At 49.3% G+C, this 20,608-nt stretch carries 16 protein-coding genes; 6 read left to right on the forward strand and 10 right to left on the reverse strand.

Annotated features, from left to right (window positions below; genetic code table 11):
• Positions 1 to 258: 258 nt before the first annotated feature.
• Positions 259 to 786, reverse strand: coding sequence for a lactoylglutathione lyase family protein (locus QKW35_RS19295; RefSeq protein WP_282355772.1), 528 nt, complete (start codon positions 784 to 786; stop codon positions 259 to 261).
• A 94-nt stretch (positions 787 to 880) separates the two neighbouring features.
• Between QKW35_RS19295 and QKW35_RS19300 the strand changes: the two genes are divergently transcribed.
• Together QKW35_RS19300 and QKW35_RS19305 are read left to right on the forward strand one after the other, a co-directional pair.
• Complete coding sequence (locus QKW35_RS19300; RefSeq protein ID WP_282355773.1) at positions 881 to 1,753, forward strand: LysR family transcriptional regulator; 873 nt, start codon at positions 881 to 883, stop codon at positions 1,751 to 1,753.
• Between the two features lie 146 nt (positions 1,754 to 1,899).
• Positions 1,900 to 3,093, forward strand: coding sequence for an MFS transporter (locus QKW35_RS19305; protein WP_282355774.1), 1,194 nt, complete (start codon positions 1,900 to 1,902; stop codon positions 3,091 to 3,093).
• A 354-nt stretch (positions 3,094 to 3,447) separates the two neighbouring features.
• Here QKW35_RS19305 and QKW35_RS19310 read toward each other — a convergent pair whose 3' ends face one another.
• Together QKW35_RS19310 and QKW35_RS19315 are read right to left on the reverse strand one after the other, a co-directional pair.
• On the reverse strand, positions 3,448 to 4,725 hold the full coding sequence (locus QKW35_RS19310; RefSeq protein ID WP_282355776.1) for an HD domain-containing phosphohydrolase: 1,278 nt from the start codon (positions 4,723 to 4,725) through the stop codon (positions 3,448 to 3,450).
• Positions 4,726 to 4,984: 259 nt separating this feature from the next.
• Positions 4,985 to 5,968 carry a LysR family transcriptional regulator gene (locus tag QKW35_RS19315; protein WP_282355779.1) on the reverse strand — a complete coding sequence of 328 codons (984 nt, stop codon included), beginning with the start codon at positions 5,966 to 5,968 and terminating at the stop codon, positions 4,985 to 4,987.
• A gap of 269 nt (positions 5,969 to 6,237) precedes the next feature.
• Here QKW35_RS19315 and QKW35_RS19320 point away from each other — a divergent pair, with 269 nt between their 5' ends.
• Positions 6,238 to 7,446: an aromatic ring-hydroxylating oxygenase subunit alpha gene (locus QKW35_RS19320; RefSeq protein WP_282355780.1), complete on the forward strand. Its 1,209-nt coding sequence runs from the start codon at positions 6,238 to 6,240 to the stop codon at positions 7,444 to 7,446.
• 4 nt (positions 7,447 to 7,450) lie between these two features.
• On the opposite strand, the gene QKW35_RS19325 is transcribed toward QKW35_RS19320, so the two are convergent.
• From QKW35_RS19325 to QKW35_RS19345, 5 genes are all read right to left on the reverse strand, one after another.
• Positions 7,451 to 7,579, reverse strand: a complete 129-nt coding sequence (locus QKW35_RS19325) for a transposase (RefSeq protein ID WP_282355782.1) — start codon at positions 7,577 to 7,579, stop codon at positions 7,451 to 7,453.
• A gap of 202 nt (positions 7,580 to 7,781) precedes the next feature.
• Complete coding sequence (locus tag QKW35_RS19330; RefSeq protein WP_282355785.1) at positions 7,782 to 8,912, reverse strand: HD-GYP domain-containing protein; 1,131 nt, start codon at positions 8,910 to 8,912, stop codon at positions 7,782 to 7,784.
• Positions 8,913 to 9,056: 144 nt separating this feature from the next.
• Positions 9,057 to 9,998: a GGDEF domain-containing response regulator gene (locus tag QKW35_RS19335; protein WP_282355786.1), complete on the reverse strand. Its 942-nt coding sequence runs from the start codon at positions 9,996 to 9,998 to the stop codon at positions 9,057 to 9,059.
• A gap of 151 nt (positions 9,999 to 10,149) precedes the next feature.
• Entirely contained in the window at positions 10,150 to 12,249 is a 2,100-nt protein-coding gene (locus tag QKW35_RS19340; protein ID WP_282355828.1) for a sensor domain-containing protein, read from the reverse strand.
• Positions 12,249 to 13,838 carry a methyl-accepting chemotaxis protein gene (locus QKW35_RS19345; protein ID WP_282355788.1) on the reverse strand — a complete coding sequence of 530 codons (1,590 nt, stop codon included), beginning with the start codon at positions 13,836 to 13,838 and terminating at the stop codon, positions 12,249 to 12,251. Before QKW35_RS19345 ends, QKW35_RS19340 begins: the two co-directional genes overlap by 1 nt.
• A gap of 1,202 nt (positions 13,839 to 15,040) precedes the next feature.
• Here QKW35_RS19345 and QKW35_RS19350 point away from each other — a divergent pair.
• A complete protein-coding gene (locus QKW35_RS19350) occupies positions 15,041 to 16,432 on the forward strand; it encodes an ACGS family protein (protein ID WP_282355790.1) in 1,392 nt (463 codons plus the stop codon).
• Positions 16,433 to 16,637: 205 nt separating this feature from the next.
• On the opposite strand, the gene QKW35_RS19355 is transcribed toward QKW35_RS19350, so the two are convergent.
• Together QKW35_RS19355 and QKW35_RS19360 are read right to left on the reverse strand one after the other, a co-directional pair.
• Complete coding sequence (locus QKW35_RS19355) at positions 16,638 to 17,102, reverse strand: cyclic nucleotide-binding domain-containing protein (protein ID WP_282355793.1); 465 nt, start codon at positions 17,100 to 17,102, stop codon at positions 16,638 to 16,640.
• 150 nt (positions 17,103 to 17,252) lie between these two features.
• Positions 17,253 to 17,921: a class I SAM-dependent methyltransferase gene (locus QKW35_RS19360; protein ID WP_282355794.1), complete on the reverse strand. Its 669-nt coding sequence runs from the start codon at positions 17,919 to 17,921 to the stop codon at positions 17,253 to 17,255.
• A gap of 499 nt (positions 17,922 to 18,420) precedes the next feature.
• Here QKW35_RS19360 and proV point away from each other — a divergent pair, with 499 nt between their 5' ends.
• Positions 18,421 to 19,599 (forward strand): glycine betaine/L-proline ABC transporter ATP-binding protein ProV, encoded by a 1,179-nt coding sequence (gene proV, locus QKW35_RS19365; RefSeq protein WP_282355795.1) that lies wholly within the window; start codon positions 18,421 to 18,423, stop codon positions 19,597 to 19,599.
• A gap of 20 nt (positions 19,600 to 19,619) precedes the next feature.
• Positions 19,620 to 20,555, forward strand: a complete 936-nt coding sequence (gene proW, locus QKW35_RS19370) for a glycine betaine/L-proline ABC transporter permease ProW (protein ID WP_282355796.1) — start codon at positions 19,620 to 19,622, stop codon at positions 20,553 to 20,555.
• The last annotated feature ends 53 nt before the right edge of the window (positions 20,556 to 20,608 follow it).

Consider the following 20,608-nt stretch of genomic DNA (forward strand, 5'->3'; position numbering starts at 1 on the left):
CATTGGGTGACCTCACCCCCTGGGAATATCTGGCCAAACATGACCCGCTGGAAAACTCTAATTATGCGTGTAACTAATTAGGGGAGGTTTACAATTAGATATGCACTCCAGAAGAGTGCATTTCCATCCCGACCCCGAATATACTTGAAGGGTAATCCTCCCATTTTTCGCGTTACCGCATCCGGCATTAACGGAAATCAATCTGAACTAGAAGCACCTATACAATCAGCAACACGTTTGACAGTGTCCAATCACTCTTTAGTTATACGCACCTGAAGCGTAGTGCAGCTCGTAGCTGTGGCTGTAGATCTCCAGGATATTGCCAAACGGATCTTCCATGTAGATCATGCGGTACGGCTTTTCACCCGGATAGTAGTAACGTGGTTTTGGCATACGTTTCTTGCCACCGGCTGCAACAATGCGCTCGGCCAATCCTTCCACATCCGGATCCTGAACACAGAAATGGAAGACACTGGTTTTCCAGTATTCGAAGTTATTTTCCGGGTTTTCCTGGTTCTTAAACTGAAAGAGCTCTACGCCAACACGATCACCGGTGGAAAGGTGCGCAATACGGAAAGACTCCCAGTTCGGACCAAAAACATCGGTGCACATCTCACCGATGGCGCTCTCGTCTTCCACGATTTCGGTTGGTTCCATAATCAGGTACCAACCCAGTACTTCGGTGTAAAACTTCACCGCTGCTTCCAGGTCCGGCACGGAGATGCCGATATGGGAAAATGTGCGTGGATATGGACGAACAGTGGTTTCTTGCGGTGTATGGCTCATGGGTTGGTCTCCTAATCAATCATTGAGACCAGTTTAAAAAACACCGCTCAACACTTAAAATTATCATTAATCATCAAAATGATAATTTCACATTATGATAAATCCCGTCTTCCTCAGAACCTTTATGCACCTGGTGAAAACCAATCATTTCACCCGCACTGCTGAACAGCTATATATGACCCAACCGGGCGTCAGTCAGCACATCAAAAAGCTGGAGGAACACCTCGGCACCCCTCTCTTACACCGGTTTGGTAAATCATTCGAACTCACCGATGCTGGCGAACTTCTGTATCAATTCGGCGTTCAACAAGCGGAAGCGGAGACTGAGCTACAGCATAAGCTTGCCGGTGATGATCCACATACTGGTGAATGTCGATTGGCCTGTTCAGGCTCAATGGCGATGCAGCTTTACCCTAACCTGCTGGAACTCCAGAAACGGTATGGCGGATTAACCTTCAGTGTAGAGGCGGCCCCAAAGACTGCGATCATCGAACGCATCAAAAACAACCATTCCGATTTTGGCATAGTCACCCAGCCGGTAAACGATCCTCTCTTGGATAGCGAACACCTGGGCAAAGACACACTGTGCCTGGTCGTACCCCAAAACACAGAGGCCAGTTGGAATTCACTGCAAACACTGGGTTTTATAAATCACCCAGACGGCCACCACTACGCCTCCCGCGTGTTGGAAACTAATTATCCAGACTCTTTCCGTGGTATGGGACAGATCCCGGAGTCGGGTTATATCAATCAGCTCGGTCAGATTCTGCTGCCTGTGGCAAAAGGACTAGGTTTCACGGTAATTCCGAAATCGTCTCTGGATGCATTTCCGTTTCCGGACCAGCTACAAAGCGCCAGCCTGCCGGTATCCGTGGAAGACGAAGTTTTCCTGATCACCAAGAAACACCGCCCACTGCCAAAGCGTTACCAGTTGATTCGTGAATTGCTCATCGATCAGTGGCTATAGTCAGTCCACTATGTGACCACCTCATCCCTCGCTGGTACCAACACGTGATTCCCAACTGGGCCTATAGCTGCCTTCGTAGCGTCCCTATAGTTTTCTGTCACAGCACATACTGAATTGCTGGTACAACATGCATGCAGGGACACCCGTTGACTGAGATAACCCGCCCGCGGCATATTCTGCCGATCATCATCCTGGCCCAGTTCTTGGGCACCTCCACCTGGTTTGCAGGCAATGCAATCCTGCCCGAGCTGCAAAGCGAATGGCTGCTGAGTGATTACGCTCTGGCACCACTGACCAATTCCGTGCAATGGGGATTTATCTCAGGCGCGCTACTGTTTGGCTTTCTTGCGCTGTCAGACCGAATCTCACCACGGGTGCTGTTTTTCCTCTGCGCGACACTGTGCGGTGCAAGCAGCCTTATCATCTCCAACTCGGCACAAACACTGGATCAGGTCCTGTGGTTACGCTTTTTCAGCGGCATGATGCTCGCCGGGATCTACCCGGTTGGGATGAAGATCGCCACTGGTTGGTATCCACAAGGACTTGGGCGTGCATTGGGTTATCTGATCGGGGCCTTGGTGCTTGGTACCGCAACCCCGCATCTGCTCTCCAGCTTGCCCAATACGTCCTGGCGTGAAGTGATGGCACTGGTTGGCGTGGCAGCCGTTACCGGCGGTGCGCTGATCCTGTGTTTTGTGCCGGATGGCCCTAACCTGACCCAAGGCGCGCCGATTAACTTGCGGGCACTGGCGGAAATCGTACGCTGCAAACCACTGCGCGCGGCGGTTGGCGGATATCTAGGCCACAGCTGGGAGCTGTATGCGATGTGGGCGTTGGCCCCGATCTGGTTGTTGGCCTGGAATCAGTCTCACGAACAATCCCTAAACAGCGCGTTCTGGACCTCTATGATCATCGCAACCGGTGCATTTGGGTGTGTGGTTGCCGGAATCTGGTCACGTACCTACGGCAGCCTAGCGATCGCCAAGAACATGCTGATTGTGTCAGGGATCTGCTGTCTGGTGTCACCATTGATGATGCTGGCACCAATCTGGCTGGTACTGCCGTTCTGGTTTATCTGGGGATTCTCGGTGGTGGCAGATTCGGCGCAGTTCTCAGCACTTTCGGCACAAACAGCACCATCCAGTGTGCTGGGTTCTGCTCTGACGCTGATTAATGCATTGGGGTATGTGACCACGGCGCTCGCAGTTGAGCTGATCGCCGTATTGATCGGTACAGTTCCTGTAGGGTGGTTGGCGTGGTGTTTATTGCCCGGCCCAATCCTTGGGATCTGGAGCTTACGCAGTCTGAAGCAAAGTACTGAGGTTACTGCTTCGGCCTGATACCTTCTTGCGCCAACAAACGGATCAGCTCGTCATCAGCATTTCGACCGGAGCTTAGCGCCATCAGCAGTAAGACGCAGAAAGCGGGAAGCATGAGGAGAAAAAGCATAGCCATGTCAGGTCCTGTCTTTTTATTGGATTAATTAGACCGCTTCAGATAGCCAACTTCGGGAAAGGGTGACAGATCCTTCCCTGGATCAAGGATCTCATTCCATCTAGCAAGGTGTACGTTCAAGTCTATTCAACGCACCCCAACTTTCTATAGGAAAAATTCCTAATTTTTGAGTGCGTAGATAGATATTGGAGAAACAGGTAACGCCAATGTGGTTAATTGCGTAAAACAGGAGTGGAAAATTAGAGATCGAGCGTGGAGGTGCCTTCACGGATCGCCAGCTGATACAGACTCACTTTATGCACCTTGAGGACTTCATAGATGCTGCTGTCGAGCTGGCCACCACTTACCATGTCATCCATGATCGCTAACACCTGATCCACGCCCAAACGCCCACGATATGGGCGTTTCTGACACAGCGCTTGGAAGATATCGGCAATAGACAGTATACGTGTCGGAATATCGATCTGATCGGCATGCCAGCCGTACGGGTAACCGGAACCATCCAACTTTTCGTGATGTTCCGCCGCCCACTTGGCAATCAGGGTATTGGGGAATATCGCCTGCAATACGCGACGGCTGTCCAATGGATGGCTGCGCATCTGCGCCAGCTCTTCCGGTGTTAAAGCACCGGGTTTCTCCAAAATTTCGTCCGGCGTGCGCAGCTTACCCACATCGTGCAGCAAACCGGCGATACGCAGCAGACGTTTTTCGTACTGATCGCAGCCCACTAGCCCCGCCAGTGAGTACGCGATATCGGCTACCCGCAAACTGTGGTAGTGCGTAAAAGGACTTTTGGCATCCACCACTTGGGAGATCAGCTCACCCAGTGACTCAATCTCGTCAAAGCTGAGAGAGACCCGGTAGTCAGCGGAAGACAAGGTTTCAAAGATCGCATCGTCCAGAAACTCATCGCGCAATTCCAGCCAGAAGCTGTCTTTCAGCGCGGCCTGCTCCAGCGCCACAAAGAGTTTTTCTGAGAACAACGTCCCGACGTGCGGACGCAACTCCTCAAGGATTGCCTGACGTTCCAGCAACACCATGTGCAATGGGTTCTTCTGGATAAAAGAGACGTACACAACATCCAGACGATCCGCCAAAAAGATCAGGTTGGCGTATTCGCCAGTCGCTTGATCCAGCGATTCAGGTATATGTTCCCAACGGGTGTGGTGGTAGCGCACGGCTTCAGCATAACGCTGAAACGGAGGAAAACTGCTAAGGAAGTGTTCACCGCGAACACAGTGCTCTTCGGCACCGTTCCATTCGAGTTCACCGACTATTTTCTTGTGAACGGCCGTGGATGATACGCCACTGTCGTGCAGCATACCGGCGAGCAGGATGAAGTGGCGGCGTTTTCGTGTCCAGCCCAGCAGATGGGCCACACGGTGACAGATCAGACCCACACGGCGTCCGTGGCTCTTATCGTTTACGCCCACGTAGTCCAACGCCTTTGTCACGGCGTGTGCAGCGCGGCCAACGTCAACGTCCATGCCCAGCATATTATTTACGGGGGTATCCAAGTTGCCTTCCAACGTCCATTACTCGATTACACAGTCATTCCTTTGAGCTCAGACAACGCTGACCAAGAACTAGCCTCCGGCCACTGAACACAAATTGAAACAGATTCTAACACCACGAAACTCGCACTAACCAGCATTAGCACTAAATTGCGACCAAATAATTAAAACAGTTCAAGAATCCACATACAAAAACATTGCAGCAAAAATGCGGCCTGTGCAGTGCCGCATTTACAGGTATTCGCCGGTATCTACCGCATGCCTATTCGGCATTCACCACCGATGTCGGTTCTTCCGCAATACACTTCAGGAACCAATCCCTAAAGGTACAAAAGGCTTCGTTATCCTTCTTGTTCTCTGAGTAGGTCAGATAATGCAGTTTCTCCCGGAATCTCGCTTCCGCGTCACCCGCGCGTACCAACCAGCCCTGCTCGATCATCGGTGCCACCAGTTGATGCCAGCCCAGGCTCACGCCCTGATGGTTCAGCGCCATCTGGATCAGCATGTTGTAATCGTTGGCGTTAAAAAGGTGGCGCTCCCCTTCGATACCCACGTCGATATCAATGCCGAGGGTGTTGAACCACACCCCCCAATCTACGTGTTCCGCGATCTGCGAACGGCCGTACGGGCTCAGATTAAGCAAGGTCGTATGCCTTAAGCCTTCCAGTGTCGCGATCTCCGGATTTTGTTTGAGATACAACGGCGAACACACCGGGAAGATCAGGTCATAAAAGAGTGGAATCGAGTGGTAGCCCTCACGCGGGTCACTCGCCTTATTGATAAACACATCCGGATGAACGCCCGGTTCCATCTGCAGGAAGTTGTTGGTGGTTACAACATTCACGTCGATATCCGGGTTCGCCGCAAAGAAGCTCGGCAAACGGGAGGACAACCAGAACGCTGAAAAGGCAGGTGAACAGCAAATTGTCAGTTCCTGTTTCTGCTTGCCGCTGTTTTCTATGCGCTGCGCCGCCTGCGCGATGTTCACAAACGAAAGGTAGGCCGCATCGTAGAAGATAGTGCCCGCTTCGGTCAGCTCAACTGCTCTGCCTGCGCGCTTGAACAACTCCACGCCCAAAGAGGCTTCCAACTCACGAATCTGGCGACTGATCGCCGCCTGCGTCACACAAAGTGCCTCCGCTGCACGGGTAAAATTTTGATACTTCGCCGCAGCCACAAAGGACTTCACGGCCCGTAACGACGGCATTTTCACCAATATCTGGTCGGGTTCGACGTGTTTAACCATAACTTCAGGTATTCAATTCTCTAAATAAAAAGTCGCTTTACCGGTTTTCGGCCCGTTAATACACTGATTTCCAAGTTGAAATAAACCTACGGTCTGTAAGTAAACGGATTTCAACCGGCGGCGACTCAACGGGATGCGACGCCAAAATGACTGACAGCGCCAGCAGATCACTGAGCGAAAATACTATAGTTTCAGTGTAACTGCGAAGGCCAACAAAACCACAACAATAAGAATGCCTACCGCAGCGTAGTGTCATGGGAGTAACTGAGATGACAAGCAAAACCAAAACTCTGGAGCTGATTAATCAGCGTAAACCTCGCCACGCTCTGAGCCGCGAACTGTACCGTGATGATGAGGTTTATCAGCAGGATCTGGAGCAGATCTGGCATAAGGAGTGGATTTTTGCCGGTCATACGTTCGAGATCGAAAAGGCCGGTGAGTACATGACCATTCAGGTGGGCGACTATCCGGTGGTGATCGTACGTGATGACAATGGCGATGTTCGCGCTTTCCACAACGCGTGCCGCCACCGCGGTTCACGTGTATGCGCTGAGTCCAAAGGTAAAGTGGCCAAGCTGGTATGCCCTTACCACAAATGGCCGTTCGGCCTGGACGGCAAACTGCTGTTCGCGGCGAACATGGGCGAGAAGTTCAACAACGACGATCACGGTCTGATGCCTGTGCATTGTGAAGTCGTTAACACCTACATCTACATCTGTGTGGCTGATGAAGCGCCGGACTTCGAACAGTTCCGTAAGGACCTGAGCCCGTTCATTACCCCGCACAACCTGGAAAACTGCAAAGTTGCCTTCGAATCCAACCTGGTTGAAAAAGGTAACTGGAAACTGGTGTTCGAGAACAACCGTGAGTGCTACCACTGTGACGGCAACCATCCTGAACTGCTGAACTCCTTCGTAGAGAACCTGTCTGTTGCCGGTGTCGGCGGCGATGACGATCCAGAGCTGGTTGCACACTGGGACAAGTGTGAAGCAGCAGGCCTGCCAAGCCGTCTGGTGATGGACGCAGATGGCCAGTACCGTATGACCCGAATCCCACTGTCTGCAAAAGCAGTGAGCTACACCATGGATGGGACACCTGCCGTGAACGGCCGCCTGGATGACACAGACGTAGAAGACATCGGCGCCCTGCTGTACTTCAACTACCCATCCACCTGGAACCACTTCCTGGGCGACCACGCACTGAGCTTCCGCGTACTGCCACTGAGTTCCGGTGAAACCCTGGTAACCACCAAGTGGATCGTGCCGAAGGATGCGGTAGAAGGTGTGGACTACGACCTGGATACGCTGACCAAAGTTTGGCTGGCGACCAACGACCAGGACCGCCAGCTGGTTGAGGAAACTTTCCGCGGCGTAAGCTCCCCGTCTTACATCCCAGGCCCATTCTCTGACATCGCTGAAAACGGTGTATGCCAGTTCGTGGATTGGTACTGCGATACAATGAAAAACAAGCTGAGCTGATTGGTTAAAGGTTCAGATTGCCAATCCCTAACTCTTTCACCACTGAAGCGACGGTGTAGCCGGGCTGATTCGCCCGCTTCACCGCTTCGCCGCGAAACTCTTCCTTATAGGAATAGTACTTGCGTTTAGCCATGATACACCTCCACAGTAGGGATATAGCTAACTATCGGCGGTGTCTACTAATCCTGGGTAACCCGGAAATAAAGCGCCGCCAGTTTCGCAGATATAAATGGCGTGCCCCTCTATTTCGGCTGTTTTTTTAAGAACAGCCACTTTACAACCTTGAGCTAGACTAAAATTGCAATTGATTATGCTTACATACAACAGTCGGTGAATTAGGCTTTAATATCCTCATCAACTAGATCACGGACGATTTTTTGTGCTTGTTCCTTACGCCCACGAAGAGCAGCGACACAGCTTCTATCAAGCTTGCCCGATTCAACCATTCTTTCTAACTCGTCGAGAGCATTTTCAACATTCCACGGCTCTTTATAAGGGCGACTACTTGTAAGAGCATCAAAGATATCAGCCACAGTTATAATCCGGGCTTCGATTGGTATTTGGTCTCCCTTAAGCCCTCTCGGATAACCCGAACCATCAAGGTATTCATGATGACAAGAAACAATGTTTAACATTATTTTTGAGTCTGCCAGATGGCCAATATCATACTCATTTAGAACCTTATTGAGTATTTCTTCCCCCTTTTCAACATGGGTCTCCATTAGTTCACGCTCTTGTTGCGTAAATCGACCTTGCTTCAGCAATACACTGTCAGGTATGCCTATTTTTCCAATATCATGAAGCGGTGCAAAGAGGTATAAGTGCTCTATAAACTCATCATTAATATGATGTGATTTCGCCAACTCTCGGCCAATCAAGCGTGAAAATTGCGCCATACGGTCAAGATGTTTGCCCGTTTCAAAGTCCCGAAGGTCGGCAAACTTGCGCGCAGCCAATGCCGTCGCCATCAATGAGTTAACTGCAATCAACTCGGATGAGATCGCCATCGTGATCAAGTTAACATATAGTATAAGGTCACGCTGGGCCCTTGGATCAAACGCACCCGATTCAAAACTATCGAAGAAAACAAACCCTATAAAGTGTTCCCCGCTATACATTGGGACTGTAAATGATGAACAGTAATTTTGTTGAAGGAGCCATCGGGAATGCTCAGTATTGGGAACAAATGAGTACTGGACATCATCAACCACCCGACATGAAGCCGTCTCAGAGAGACTTTTCAGCGACTGAGAGTCTGATAGTTTAAACTCATAGTTAGTGATTGCACTCCCCTTGATCGTTGAATTAAAAAACGTCTTTAGCAAGTCTGTCTTAGGGTCATAAATAGCACATGCAATTCGATCTAATGATGCAACTTTATTGATTGCCGATTCATGAATACTCTCCAAACGCGCCGTTAGATTGGGAAGGCTTGAGATAAGCTTATCCAGTACAATTGCGTTCATACTATATTCCAATTATCAGTTAGCTTGCTGGAGATACCGAGGGCATCGGCGCCCTTTGCATCACAACCTAAATGCCATAACAGCATAAAAATTGATAAGTTCGCTCTATCAGTGGCCTTGGGAAAACAGTTTTTTCTATGCTCTCTACGGTAATTCATCAACCACCCCACCCTCTAACGCTTCGCTATGCCTTAGTACACAATTCCTGCCGGAAGACTTAGCGGCGTATAAACTTCGGTCCGCATGCTTGAATAGCTTCTCAGTCACACCATCTGCAGCATTGACAACCGCTACGCCCACTGACACTGTAAGCCACTTTGAGACATTTGAAGACTCATGCGGCAACTGCAACGCTTCAATAGCCTGCACTGTCTTCGCTAATTGGTGATCTAACTCTTTAGCTTCTATATCCGTGCACAGTATAACGAACTCCTCCCCACCATACCGTGCAACAAAATCAGTTGCTCTGCGAAAGTGCTCCCGTAAAACCTCAGACACCTTTTTAAGAGCTTTGTCTCCTTCGGCATGGCCGTAACGGTCATTAAATCTTTTAAAGAAATCTATATCCAGGATAGCGAGTGAAACACGGGAGTTTGTTCTGGCGCTACGTCTCCAGACCCTATCAAACATTGTGGCAAACGAACGACGGTTATTGAGTCCTGTTAAATAGTCAGTATCAGCAAGAGTTATAAGCTGTTTGAGTAACTCCGCTTGCTTTAAGGTGTTTTTGACACGAAGCCTCAAAACAACTGGATCAAAAGGCCTGTGTATATAGTCAGCCACCCCTAACTTTAAAGCCCGTACTTCATCGTCTACATCGACACTATTGGCGATCATCAAAACAGGTGTATCTTTATACCTGCAAGCGTGATGAACACTTTTCAGTACATCAAAATTGCTCACCACGGACATATTCTCGCCCAAGATCACCAAGTCAAACAAAAGTTCTGATTCCAACATATGGAGTGCTTGCTCTCCATTTTCAGCCAATACGACCTGGTAACAGTCAGAAAAGAGACTTTTAAAGGCGACACGACGTTCCAAACCGCTGTCAACAACCAATATCGTATACAAGCTTTCATCCATAAACTCACGCCCCCTTGTGAAGGTAACATATTTAAAATCTAACAAGCGCTCTGCGACGCGAACTAAAACATGTTCTTAGCTGTTAAAGCACGTTCAGAACACACATAAGACTCACATCTTGTTACCATCAAAAGTCTTTAATAAAAAACACTTAATTCAAATCACCACTTAACAAATAAAGATTCTTGATTAAGTGCTTTCCCACTATCCAAACATCCAATTTCGACAATGCAGCTAGGTAAGGCTCAGGCTTTGAAAAATAGTACCCTTGACCAATACGGCAACCATTTTCTAAAAGCAGCTGGTATTGTGTCGATGTCTCAATACCTTCTGCAATGACTTCTAGATTTAATGCCCCAGCAATTGACAAGATCGCCTTAATAATATGCATACCACACGAATCTGAAATCTCGTCTATAAAACTCTTATCTATCTTAAGTGCATCGACACTCAAGTCTTTCAAATACGATAATGATGAATAGCCAGTCCCAAAATCATCAATGCTTATTTTCAAACCTAGGCAACGCAGCTTTTCCAACGTTGTCGCAACATCAGGTGTAATTCCCAAAATGACACTCTCTGTAATTTCAAGCTCAATATCGCTGGCGTCTACGTCATTAAAATCCAACAACTCAGATACATATTCAACTAGGTTAGTTTCACCGAAGTGCTGTGCAGTAATGTTAACTGCAATTGGACAGTACACACGTCCCGTCTTTCGACATTCGGCGATTAGCTCCACCACCTTTCGAAGCACGTAACGATCCAGCTCACAGCCGAGGCCCGTCTGCTCTGCTACAGGAATAAACTCCCCTGGGGGTATAAACCCACCATTAGATATAGGCCAACGCAATAGAGACTCATATCCCACAATACACTTGGTCATCAGATCGACCTTGGGCTGCAAATAAACGTGTAACTCATCATTAGCCAGAGCGAAACGTAATTGTTGTTCCATCCGTACACGACTTTTAAAGGATTCGTGTTGAGACGTCTCAAACAGAACCACTTTGGCATGGTTGTGATGCCCATGGATAATGGCCGACTCTGCCTGGCTAATGAGCACACTAATATCTTTACTGTCGTTAGGATAAAACGATATGCCCGCCGAGACGTCCGAGCGAAGTACCTCGCCCTCCAACTCATAAGGCATCTCAAGCTGCTCAACGATGTGAAGCGCTTCATTACGCGCATGATCCAGCGAATGAGCGGGCATAACGACGATGAAAGCCGATGCATCAGTGCGCCCAACCAAGGCATCAGACGGTAGATATCGAATAAGCCTGCGCGCGGCCTCAATAATCAACTTATCCGCTGTGTCGTGATCAAACATATGACTTACAATCTGGAGATGATTAAAGTCTAGGTAAATCAATGCACACAAGGTGTTTGCTGGGTATCGGGTATAGAACTCCTTTATCAGAGATTTTCGATTTAGCATTTTGGTTAGTGGATCATGATGCTTCAGAAACTGTGCCGTTAAGAGAGCCTGCTCTCGCTCAGTTACATCGATACCAACCGCTTGAATTTCATCTGCCGCTGGGGACAAGCTAAAGCCCCACTCTATGTAATGAGACTCACCTTTACAGGTAAGATGACTGGTATATTTTTGTTGTAGGGACGAAATGTTCCTCCCACGGGCGAAAGAGCCCAGCAACACAGAAATATCCTCGTCATTAAAGAGTGTGTTGCATTTGTATCCGATCACTTCATCAATCGAGCATTCAAGCATTTGTAATAGTGCGGTACTGACAAAGGTAAGGGACAAGTTCTTATCAATACGACAAACCAGCTCTCGCTCATCCTCCACTATATTCTGGTAACGGAATTCAGCCACTTCAGTTCGTTGTTGTAACTGTTGGAAGTCACTAAGATCATGACAAATACCTACAAACATAGGGCTGCCATCCGCATCAGAGCGCCCCAATGAGAGGCGCATCGGAAACGCTGTGCCATCCTTACGCATACCTTCAACTTCACGCCCTTTACCCAATACCTTTTTTTCGCCGGTCAGGAGATGATGCTTTATATACGAATTATGTTGGGCCCTATGGGGCATCGGCATGAGAAGACAAACGTTCTCACCCTCCATTTCCTCCCGGGCATACCCAAACAACGTCAGGGCTGAATCAGACACTGACTGGATAATGCCGTTGCTGTCGATTATAACGATCGCATCAACAGCAGCTTCGAGCAGCGCTGTGAGAACACTCTCTGGTTGGCTTTGGCTTATGCTGGCATTAAGTACCATCAATTCGACCTCCGAAAACCACCCACCAACTCGCTCATGCTGTTGGCTACAACATGTAACTGTTCGAGCTTATTCGAGGACTCATTTACTTCCGTCAAACTATCGCTCGTAAGGCCTGCAATGTTCACCACTTGTCGATTAATCTCCTCCGACACATGTGCTTGTTCTTCAACGGCAGCAGCCATTTGGGTCGTCATGTTGGCGATTTCACTCATCATGCCGGAGATATCAACTAACCTCGCCTCTACATCTAGAACTTTCTCCAACCCCGCTTCAGCCGCACGCTCACCATCCTGCGCCACTAACACCGATTGATTAGCACGCTTGGTTAGCTTCTCAATAATTTCATAGATCTCTTTGGTTGAATCTTGAGTTCTTTGGGCCAGCTGCCGCACCTCATCCGCAACAACAGCAAAGCCACGGCCATACTGACCTGCGCGCGCAGCTTCAATAGCAGCGTTAAGCGCCAGTAAATTAGTCTGATCGGCGATCTCTTCGATCACTTGTGCAGCACGTTCGATAAGTGCAGTCTGATTTGCTAAATCAATCACCGATTCACTTACCACCCCCACGGTGTCACGTAATCCTTCTATCGACTGCCGCGTCGTTCGGGAAATTTCACACCCATGGGACGCCGATTGACTTGATTGTGCCGCCATTACCGCCGTCTCTTGTATATGGCCTGATACCTCAGTGATAGTGCAGGTCATTTCATGCATAGCGGTAGCGACTTGCTCTGTTTCCATTTGTTGTGACTGCATCGCCGTACATACCGCCTGGGACTTTACCAAACCGTCTTTAGTGTTATTGGCGACAATCTCTGACGCATCCTGAATACGAGTTAATACCGTTTCTAAATGTGACTGCTCGCTTAAGATTGCCACGCGTAAATATCCCTCTAAGCCACTGCTGTCCGTATAGGTTTTCACAGCGAGAGGGTGTTGAAAGGCCTGAGGGACTATCGACAGAGATGCATTGATGTTGCGTCTCCGTCGATTTTGCAAATATGCCAATAACAGAACTGCCACACAGCCCAACAACGAAGCTGCACCTACGGCATAACCACTGATTAGTAGGCTTGTGGCCATCAGCACCGTCAATGCCATAATGCTCCATTCTCCCACCTCCGCAGGCAGATGGTGGCGTAACTTTCCTTTATTAACGGACGCATAAACCTTTTCAGCACGTTCTACATCATCGCGCTTTGGACAAACCCGAACCGATTCGTATCCAACCGTACGACCGTTTTCAGTGATGGGGGTAACATATGCGTTGACCCAATAATAATCCCCGTTCTTACAGCGATTTTTCACCAATCCCATCCAGGGCTTACCAACCACTAGATGCTCCCACATCGTTCTGAACGCAAGGGACGGCATATCAGGATGACGCACTATATTGTGAGGCTGCCCTATCAGTTCATCACGAGAATATCCGCTTACATCGATGAAAGCTTGATTGCAATGCATGATGTTTCCGTTGAGGTCTGTGCTGGATATTAAGCGCTGCGTTTCAGAAAACCGCTGCTCACGATCAGTGATGGGAAGGTTATTTCGCATTATTGATACCCTATTGTCTTTAAAAGACATACTTCAACAAGCTTCCGCGTAATCCCTTCCGCTTCGCTTACTACTATTTCCCTGCAAATCTTAGTTGCAAGCGCAGGAAATCTATCTAATGACGCAAGCAGTAATTCAGTAATCGACTAACTCCAAATTTGGAAATCAGAAATTCCCCCTGGCTTTAGTGAATCTAGCTCGCTGCTATTGTGTGCAGCCTTTTCCACCTTCAACGCAAAAAGGGCTTCAATCCCACCGTATGGATGATTCATAAAGGCGACCCTCTAATTCGCCACGTACTTTTCGTCAACACAATGAGATATAGCTTCATCAATTTCATGAGGATGAGCCTAGCGAAAAAACAACAGCCCTATACGACATTTGCGACAATTAAAGCATATCAGACACAGCTAATGCAACCCAGATGATTAGCAACCAACCCTGCTGATGAAAACCCTGCCTTACACCCGGCATGCACACTTTGAAGCTTTCTTCTTAAGGCTTTCTTAACACTTCAAAACAGGACTCATTGCTGAGTAACTGCTAGATGAGATTCCGAAGAAGCAATCATTAGTAATCAGACACTTGGTGGTTACAAAAGAAGGCACGCTGATCAATAGCGTCTGTCACCGACAAGCACAAAATAACAGCGCGTAAGCCAGAGGCGCACCAAACCTAGAATGACAATCGATGGAACTTTGCTTGAAGGTCAAAATTGGCTTGGATGTTAAAGCTGGTCAAACGTACAGCTTCACGACGACCTAGAATGAGCACTCAACTGGGCTGAACGCCGACTCAATGACAATAGGTATGTATTGAACGAGAGTGGCAATCGTGGTGCAGTGATACGCGAAGAGCTTTAAACCTTAAAAGCTGATTGGCATTTTGCCGAAGTGCCTGGCAGGCGCAGTGAGATGAGGAGGTATTCATGTGTAGTAATTCAGTCCAGATGTATGCCGCTGCACGACACAGGAATCCAATCGGTTAAACAGCCCTTATGAATTTTGTTTGATGCCCTCCAACACCTTCCCACGCTAGCCGATTTGGAGTGGCCAGTACGTACGCTCTGGATGCGGGAGCCTGGCCCAATCCTCTCAAAGGTCGTGGTCCTATCTTCAAGCAAACCTGCACTTTATGGTTTTGCGCTCATGTTTTGTAATAATTGGTTCACAAACCAAAACCCTGACATGGATAATGCGTTCACAATAAATACAATACACGTAGGTTCTAATATGAAAGAAAGTTTGAGCTATATAGCCGACTTTACATCGTCCATATCAAACTTCGTTTGGCCACTGTTTCTCCCCCTTCTTATCGTAAGCAGTCTCTTTATCGCGTATACCACCTTTACCCTTCTTGTAAAAACCGATCGGAATTCCAAGACGATCTCGTTTAAAAAAATGATCGGTCCAGCATCGATTTCGTTGGGTGCCAAAATTGGCACGGGGGCCATCATCGGGGTGCTGGGCTCACTGAACAAACTATCAGATGCCGGACAGGGTTTTATTGAGGGAATCGTCCTGTGGGGGATTCTGGGCGCCTGTATGCTGATACCGCTAACCTACTCCGAAACGTTTATCAGCCGCCGACTCCAACAGTCCCCTGTTGAGTACATCAGGCACAACATCAGCAGACATGCCGCGTTTTTTTATTCCGTCTCATTGGTGGTGCTGTATATCTTCGGTTTTGGCGGGTTCCAGTTTAACGGTATTGATACAGTCACCAGCATTGTGGTGAGTAAAACCGGAGGTGAAACACTCACAGAAATGCAGCGTTATCTGTTTGTTATCATCCCGATCATTCTGATTGCCAGCGGTATCATCCTGACTAAGAAACACTCCCTGTTTATCAATTCGTTGTCAGGTATGATCGGCTTGGCGGTGGTGTCCTACTTTATCTTTTTCTTCATCTTCCTTGGCCTGACAGCTGAACATATTCCAGTATTTCTGAGCCGAGCCTGGGAGGGTTTTACCAATCCGTTGACCATGGCGGTCGGCGCACCTATCGGGCTGATTTTCGGCTTGCAGCGAATTATTCAAACATCGGAAGCCGGCTTGGGCACCTCGCCTCTCGCAGCAGCGGAAGACAAAGATATGAGCCCACACAATGCTGCAATGACCCAGGTAATCCCAACAGCGATCACCGTTGCAGTGTCACTGCTCATTACCTCCTACATCGCCTCCTATGGCATAGCTCATCACCTCATCATGTTTCCAGCTGACGGAATTTCGCGCCTGTCAGGGTTCTTTAACACGGCTATCAGCGTCACTGGCAGCTTTGGCTTGGTAGTGATGTCAGTCTTTGCCATTCTATCAGGCATAACCACCCTACTTGGCTCTTACTTTTTCCTCACGCAGCTATTCATCAACAATCGTGAAAACACCAATATCGCTATCTACATGGCATTGATTGTAATTGCCGGAACATTGGCGGTATTTGGCTTCAATATTATCTTCGATGTGGTGGATATCCTGCTGTTTGCGGTGAGTGGACTTAATGTGATGGCATTGACCCTTTACCTGATCGCATTCGTTAGAGGGAAAGAGCATGCCGTTTCCGCTGAGGGGCAGGCAGAACAGGAAAGTAATATTGGTTATACGTCAGCCAGAGCGAGTATTGACTGACAATTCACCTAGGCTCATGCAGCAAAGGCAACCGGCTCATATTGAGAGCGCGGGATAACGGTTGCTGATGTCCGCTCCGAACGAAAGCACAGAATGACGCTAGTGCTACCTTGCTTTCTCAGGCTCGGGAACGAAATTTACAAACTAGCCATTCGCAGCGGACATTAGCACCGTTTCGCACATCCTTAGGGCATGCTGGCTGTGACTATTCCTGAATCGTATGTTTTATATAGGCCCGGCACACATTACGAGTCAGGTTCATTAACAGGATAAATGATTGTTCACCATCGATTTCCGGCAGGGAGGCAAACAGGGCGTTGTCGATATACAGAATCACAGACCCCGCCGTCGGTGTAACATCACCAATGACCGGATGCATCGAGATCATGCTGATAAAACCAACACATTCGCCGGGCCTGAGAACATTAACCATCTGGTTTTTTAGCTGCCGGCCACAATAGAGCGTGCTATCGCCTTCGATGAGTATATAAAACCCTTTCGGATACTGGCCTTCCTGAAACAGCAGATCGCCGGGCTCAGTACGGTATATTTCACACTTATCTAGCAGATGTCCGACAAAATCCTGGTCCAGAGCACCGAACACCGACAACTCCCGAAGGTGCTCGGCGGCGTAATCCTGATCAAACTGCGCTCTGGTCAACTGCTCCATGGTAAGTGCCTCATATACTCTGACTGCAGTTTAGTTAAGTCACCACCGGGTTGTATAGCAACAGCGGCTTATCTCCAATGCTATACACAAGGGCAGTGCAGCTGTTCTAGTTGCGTGCCCGTAAACCCTTACAATCCAAGTGCCTGCAGATTAAGAATTGCGCCACGATACGATCAGAAACGCCCCCGTATCCAACTTTGCATCTTTACCCTGTTCTTCAATCTTCCTCGCGACCTCTGGATCGTCATCCTTCGCAAAATGCACGGCAGTAAATGCTTCTCCTCTCATCGGCGCCATATCCAACAACTCTTGCGGGCGGCGAAAGAAGGCATGATTAAAGACGGATTCACTGTCTTGCTTAGCCCGATCCTTACGACGGGTTGCCCACGGGCTTAATCGGTTTAGCGTTGCTACAACCACCAGCCCACCCGGTTTCGTCACCCGAAATAGCTCCGCAATCGCTTGTTCTCCATCCTCGATAAACTCCAGGGCAGTGATCGATACCGTCTTATCAAATGACTCATCCACAAAAGGAAGATCACAGATATCCGCAGCGAGAAATTCGTGCCGGGGCAGCCTTTTTTGTGCACGTTCCAACATCGGTTGTGAGATATCGATCCCGGTAATCTGGGCGCCGTTCTCGGCAATCGGCTGTGTGAAAATACCACTGCCACAGCCGGCATCCAGGATTAGCTCCCCGGCTTGAGGCTGAAGCAGATTCATCACCCATTCCAGCTCAACTGATTTAACCAACGCACCGATGGGCGTCTGAAACCATTGTTCATAAGGATCGGGCCAGTTATCAAAAAGCTGGGACATGATCACTACCTCTCATCAATTCAGATCGAGTATTACAGAGTCCAAAGGGAGAACAAGATCCAGATGAGTAGCCTGAAATAGGCCTGTTGAGTATCACGTTGCGCCATAAAATTCCTCGGGAGCCCTTTCAACGCCACAACAACCTTCGAGCCTCCCCTGATAGCCTTTCGCAGTTACGCAGCTGAATGTCGCATTCCACAACATAGGGTTATATATACCCTGATTACCCCCAAAAACACCCGCAACCAATAACTCAAGGTTATGGTTTTTACGGTAAATATGTCGTTGGACGGTATTTCGTAAAGTCCTTAACTTAATACAGGTACAGGCACTGCAGCGGCCTTGATTGGCGCGGTCTGGACCGGTTTGAACTCGCATTCTCTCCACCAGATTCATACCTTCAAAACCGCTTTTGGCAGCCCCCGCTTCCCAACAGAAAGTCAGGGACACTGCCGCAGAGGGTGCACAAATAATAAACATAAGAAAAACAGAGGGCAGTATGACAGACACCACAGATATTCTGTCTATCAGAAACGTCTACAAAGTGTTTGGCGAGCAGCCGGACACTGCAATGCAGATGCTTCGCAACGGCGCGACTAAAGACGAGATCTTTGAGAAAACCGGTCAGACCGTCGGTGTTTTCGATGCCTCCTTCTCCGTAAAAAAGGGTGAAATTTTCGTCATCATGGGCCTTTCCGGTTCTGGCAAGTCCACCATGGTACGTCTGCTTAACCGTCTGATTGAGCCGACTGCCGGCACGATCGAACTCAACGGCAAAGACATTACCGGCCTGGGTGATGCGGACCTGTTGGACGTTCGCCGGAAAGAAATGAGCATGGTCTTCCAGTCTTTCGCGCTGATGCCGCATATGAGCGTACTGGAAAACGCCGCGTTTGGTCTGGAGATCTCCGGCGTTGATAAGAAAGAGCGTAACCGCCGCGCGCAGGAAGCGCTGGAGCAGGTAGGCCTGGGTGAACATGGCGCAAGTTACCCGCACCAGCTTTCCGGCGGTATGCAGCAGCGTGTGGGCCTGGCCCGTGCACTGACCAATGATCCAACCATCCTGCTTATGGACGAAGCATTCTCCGCACTGGATCCACTGATCCGATACGAGATGCAGGGCGAACTGATCCGCCTGCAGAAAGAGCAGGAACGTACCATCATCTTTATCTCCCACGACCTGGACGAAGCGATCCGTATCGGTGACCGCATCGCGATCATGGAAGGCGGCCGCGTGGTACAGATCGGTACCCCTGAAGAGATCATGCGTAATCCGGCCGATGATTACGTGGAAACCTTCTTCAAAGGCGTGGATGTGAGCAAGATCCTGAAAGCAGGCGATGTGGCCTGCCCCACCAGCGGCTGCACCATCCGTATCAATGGCAGTGTTCAGCCTTTCGACTCCGCCAACAACGACTTTGGTTACCTGCTGGATAACAGCGACAAACTGCAGGGCATCGTACCGCTCACCGGTCTCGACGCTGCACAAACCAATGTCGACCACCTCATGCAGCAACGTGTTGATCAGCACGCCGCCGTTTACAGCGATGACATGGTGAAAGATATCGTGAAGAAAGTTGCCAATGCCGAGTACCCGGTACCGGTGATCGAGCGCAACGGCACCTTCTGCGGCGTGATCTCCAAGGATCGCCTGTTACAGACGCTGAGCCACACATAAGAACAAGAAGGTGAATAAAAATGATCGAAGTTAGCCTGTTAGACCCATTTGACTACCTGAGCATCCCACTGGGTGAGTGGGTCGAAGCAATCCTGCAGTACCTGGTACAGAACTTCCGCGGTTTCTTCCGTGCGATCCGCTGGCCGATTGATCAGGTGCTGGACGTATCCGAAACAATCCTGAAATCGATCCCACCACTGATCGGCATCATCCTGTCCTCCTTGCTGGGTTGGCAGTTGGCCGGGAAGAAGATGGGTGTCTTCTGTGCGATCACCCTGTTCTTCTTAGGGATGATCGGTGTGTGGTCCGAGTCCATGACAACCCTGTCTCTGGTACTGACCTCCCTGTTCTTCTGTGTGGTGATTGGTGTGCCGCTGGGCATCCTGTCCGCACGCAGCGACCGCATCGAAAAGATTGTCCGTCCGATTCTGGATGCGATGCAGACCCTGCCAGCATTCGTATACCTGGTACCGGTCGTAATGCTGTTCGGCATCGGTAACGTGCCGGGTGTCCTGGTAACCATCGTCTTCGCCCTGCCGCCGCTGGTGCGCCTGACCAACTTAGGGATTCGTCAGGTACCTGAAGACAAAATCGAAGCGGCCCGTGCCTTCGGCTGCACCCCACGCCAGATGCTGTTCAAAGTGCAGCTGCCCCTGGCTACCCCAACCATCATGGCGGGTGTGAACCAGACGCTGATGCTGTCTCTGTCCATGGTCGTAATCGCATCCATGATCTCTGTAGGTGGTCTGGGTCAGATGGTACTGCGCGGTATTGGCCGTCTGGATATGGGTCTGGCGACCGTTGGCGGTGTAGGTCTGGTACTGCTCGCTATCTTCCTGGACCGCCTGACTCAGGCAATGGGTGAGCGCACCGATGCGTCTAACACACTGCACTGGTACGAGACCGGCCCTGTCGGCTTCGTGGTTCGCGCCTACCGCGGCATACAGGCTAAGTAAACGAATTCAAGCATTCAAATACTCGAAATCTTAAGTTCCGACAAACAACTCAA

Origin of the sequence: Pontibacterium granulatum (assembly GCF_029961155.1) — a bacterium.
Classification (GTDB): domain Bacteria; phylum Pseudomonadota; class Gammaproteobacteria; order Pseudomonadales; family Balneatricaceae; genus Pontibacterium; species Pontibacterium granulatum.